This is a genomic window from Alcanivorax sp. DP30, from assembly GCF_009882945.1.
In the GTDB taxonomy this organism is placed as follows: Bacteria; Pseudomonadota; Gammaproteobacteria; order Pseudomonadales; family Alcanivoracaceae; genus Alcanivorax.
Map to the genome: position 1 here is coordinate 1 of NZ_WTUY01000009.1, position 264 is coordinate 264.

The window sequence follows — 264 nt, forward strand, 5'->3', positions numbered from 1 at the left end:
ACACCACCAAGACCACCTGTACCGGTGTTGAGATGTTCCGCAAGCTGCTGGACGAAGGCCGTGCGGGTGAGAACGTTGGTGTACTGCTGCGTGGTACCAAGCGTGATGAAGTTGAGCGTGGTCAGGTACTGGCCAAGCCGGGTTCTATCAAGCCGCACACCAAGTTCGTTGCCGAGGTATACGTACTGAGCAAGGACGAAGGTGGTCGTCACACCCCGTTCTTCAACGGTTACCGTCCGCAGTTCTACTTCCGTACCACCGACG

Annotated in this window: 1 protein-coding gene; it reads left to right on the top strand. The window is 57.2% G+C overall.

The window, feature by feature from the left end; genetic code table 11:
• Positions 1–264 (top strand): EF-Tu/IF-2/RF-3 family GTPase (locus GQF00_RS16860; protein WP_255461773.1); only part of this gene is annotated, 264 nt, incomplete at both ends.